The organism is Rhizobium sp. BK060 (assembly GCF_014193145.1).
In the GTDB taxonomy this organism is placed as follows: Bacteria; Pseudomonadota; Alphaproteobacteria; order Rhizobiales; family Rhizobiaceae; genus Rhizobium.
On sequence record NZ_JACHYW010000060.1, the window covers coordinates 1 to 2,890 of the forward strand.

Below are 2,890 nucleotides of genomic sequence, written 5' to 3' on the forward strand. Positions count from 1 at the left end.
GTCAAAGGTACGGCCGAGGTGACCATCGGCGAGAACGTGCAGATGCTCAGGGAAAACGAATCCGTCTACATTCCGCTTGGTGAAGTCCATCGCCTCGCCAATCCCGGCAAGATCATGCTCGAGCTGATCGAAGTCCAAACCGGATCCTATCTCGGAGAGGACGATATCATCCGCATCGTCGACGAGTTCGGCCGCAGCTGATCAGGCCAGACGGTGATTTTCTATACGAGACGGAGGCAACGGCAAGCAAATGGACTTACTTGAAGACATGGGCCCAACGTCCACCACGTCTGATCGTGGCTCGAAGCTCCCGCGCTTTCTTGTTCAGCTTGAGCGAGAAAGGCGCTTCTTTGACCTGGAGGCACCATGCGAGTTGAGCCGACAACCACTACCACAGGCTTTGGTCTTTCCTCGACGCCTCAAAATCGGTCGCGTCGATGAATGAAGGCGTGCGTCCCCAAACGATCGAGCACAGTTAGTTTTTCCTATTAGAACGGAAGAGGCACGACCCAATGCACTGGCTCCGTTACTTTGCAAGAACCCGAGATTTGTTGGCGCCAATTGAAACTGGTGAATCGAAAAGCCACCGCTACGCTGGGCTGGACCTTTTGCGCGGCGTTGCGGCATTGGTTGTTGTTCTCAAACACTTCGTGACGCGCCTCGAGCTGCCGTATGTTGCCCCAAATGCTTATCTTGCCGTTGATTTCTTTTTCGTTCTGAGCGGATTCGTGATTGCCGGTGCATATTGGAAGCCACTGGAGAGCGGAAACCTCCCTGTGGGCGGCTTTACCGGAAAGCGATTAATCAGGCTTCTCCCGCTGATTTTTGTGGGCACGTCAATTGCTGCGTTCATCGAGCTTGGTAGGCCTGAGATCAGTGACGAGCTTCAACATTTAACTGATATCGCGATCGCATTCGTCTTTGGCATCACTGCGATTCCCTTATTGCAGACCTCTATGCTGCACACTGTAACCTTGGAACAAACCGTCTTCCCGCTAAACACCCCGACCTGGTCGCTATTCTTCGAGATTTTTGTGAATATCGCATTCGCCATGTGGGCACGCGCACGAATAGGTCAAGCAGCGATGTGGCTTGTCCTCGCTGCCAGCGGGATTGTGCTCCTGTTAGCCATTGTGAGGACCGGCAACGCCAACTTTGGTTTTCGTCCGAGCGAATTCTGGTACGGCTTTCCGCGAGTAATCTGGTCATTTTCGATCGGCCTGCTGATTTACAAACACCGCGATTTTGCACCCAGCAAGTGCTTTGCGTTGGCGACAGTCGTTTTGATCACCATTTTGCTCCTTCCCGATCTAGGACTTCCAAAGGCCGAGCTCGATGCAATTTGTATTGCTGTGATAATGCCGGCTGTCGTGTTTTTCAGCCTTAGTGCAAAGCTTGGCCCCGCGACCCGGCGCGTGGCAATGTGGTGTGGCAATCTATCGTATCCCGTTTACGCCGTTCACTATCCGCTGGTTCGCGCAATCTCTTTTGTCGCAACTGAGCTTCATTTGTCCTGGGTGGGACAGGTCACCGTCATCGTCGTAGGAACCGTTTTTATCGTCGGACTGTCGGCTATTGTGTATCTCGTATTTGATGTGCCGTTTCGGCGAAAGCTTTCAGTATTGTCGAAGGGGGCATGAAGACCTGTTGCTCGCCAGATCCGGGTCAACGGCATTTGTAACAATTTCAGTGCTGGTTTGATTTCGCGTGCCAGTTCCACGCCGAGCGGATGATTTGAGACAAATCATATTGTGGTGTCCAGCCGAGAATCTCCCGCGCCTTGTCATTGTTGGCAACCAGCGTGTGCGAGTCGCCCTCGCGGCGACCGACATACTCCACAGGAAACGGCCGCTCGGACACGCGTTCGATGGCGCCGAGCAACTCCTTCACCGTTGTTCCCGTGCCGGTGCCGAGATTGAGCGCGACCGACTCCCCACCCCGCATCAGATGCTCCACGGCGCGGACATGCGCATCGGCAAGGTCGAGCACGTGGATGTAGTCGCGGACGCAGGTGCCGTCGCGGTCTCGTAGTCGGTACCGAATACCTTGAAGCCTTCACGGCGGCCCAGAGCGGCGTCAATCGCGAGCGGTATGGCCGGCGGAGATCGTCGGAGCGGCTTCCTTCTTCGGTTTTTCGCCGATCATAGCCTCCGTCGTCACCAGCAGGCCGGCGACGGAGGCTGCATCCTGAAGCGCGGTGCGCACGACCTTGGCGGGCACGATCCGGGGCGGGACCGGATGCCGCGTTCTATACGCCCCGGGGACGGTTTACCACGGTCTACCCGCCGATCTGCTGCCCTTCACGGAAAAACCAAAGGGCAACTACCTCGCGTTTCTCGGCCGCATTTCGCCAGAAAAGCGACCCGATCGCGCCATGGAGATCGCGGCAAAAGTCGGCATGCAGCTGAAGATCGCCGCCAAGATCGACAATGCCGACCGGGCCTACTGGGAAACGGTCGTCGAGCCGATGGTGAAACGTCATTCCAATGTCGAGTTCCTCGGCGAGATCAATGAGCATCAGAAAGCAGCGTTCCTTGGAAATGCTGGAGCCTTGCTTTTTCCGATCGATTGGCCGGAGCCGTTCGGACTGGTGATGATCGAGGCAATGGCTTGCGGCACCAGCATAGGTCCAAGCATCGCGATCAGCGCCATTTTGAATTGGATACCTGTCAATTCGCCGCCCCATCTATCGTGCGACGGCATCGCGATTGCCCGAGCGCCCAGGGATGATGTTGCAAAAGCCCCCTGCCGCAGTCGCCTGGACCCGGCGCATTGAACAGATAAGTCCCCGACCGGGATCACCCGGTCGGGGCGGCGCGCTCGTCCCCTCAGGAGACGCCGTTGAAGTCGCTGGCCGTCAGGTTGTAGTCGCCCTTCAGCATCAGCACGA

The 2,890-nt window shown here is 56.6% G+C and carries 3 protein-coding genes and 2 pseudogenes; 3 read left to right on the forward strand and 2 right to left on the reverse strand.

The window, feature by feature from the left end; genetic code table 11:
* Together FHT71_RS31040 and FHT71_RS31045 are read left to right on the forward strand one after the other, a co-directional pair.
* The coding region (locus FHT71_RS31040) for a cupin domain-containing protein (RefSeq protein WP_183723282.1) at positions 1-201 on the forward strand (201 nt) is incomplete at its 5' end.
* A gap of 311 nt (positions 202-512) precedes the next feature.
* Positions 513-1,640 carry an acyltransferase gene (locus FHT71_RS31045; RefSeq protein ID WP_132595327.1) on the forward strand — a complete coding sequence of 376 codons (1,128 nt, stop codon included), beginning with the start codon at positions 513-515 and terminating at the stop codon, positions 1,638-1,640.
* Between the two features lie 46 nt (positions 1,641-1,686).
* On the opposite strand, the pseudogene FHT71_RS31050 reads toward FHT71_RS31045, so the two are convergent.
* Both FHT71_RS31050 and FHT71_RS31055 read right to left on the reverse strand, forming a co-directional pair.
* Positions 1,687-2,096 (reverse strand): annotated as a pseudogene (locus FHT71_RS31050) (GDP-mannose 4,6-dehydratase); the annotation flags it as partial.
* Positions 2,077-2,220, reverse strand: coding sequence for a hypothetical protein (locus FHT71_RS31055; RefSeq protein ID WP_183723284.1), 144 nt, complete (start codon positions 2,218-2,220; stop codon positions 2,077-2,079). The pseudogene FHT71_RS31050 and the gene FHT71_RS31055, both read right to left, overlap by 20 nt.
* 40 nt (positions 2,221-2,260) lie before the next feature.
* Here FHT71_RS31055 and FHT71_RS31060 point away from each other — a divergent pair.
* Positions 2,261-2,620: pseudogene (locus tag FHT71_RS31060) on the forward strand (glycosyltransferase); the annotation flags it as partial.
* Between the last annotated feature and the right edge of the window lie 270 nt (positions 2,621-2,890).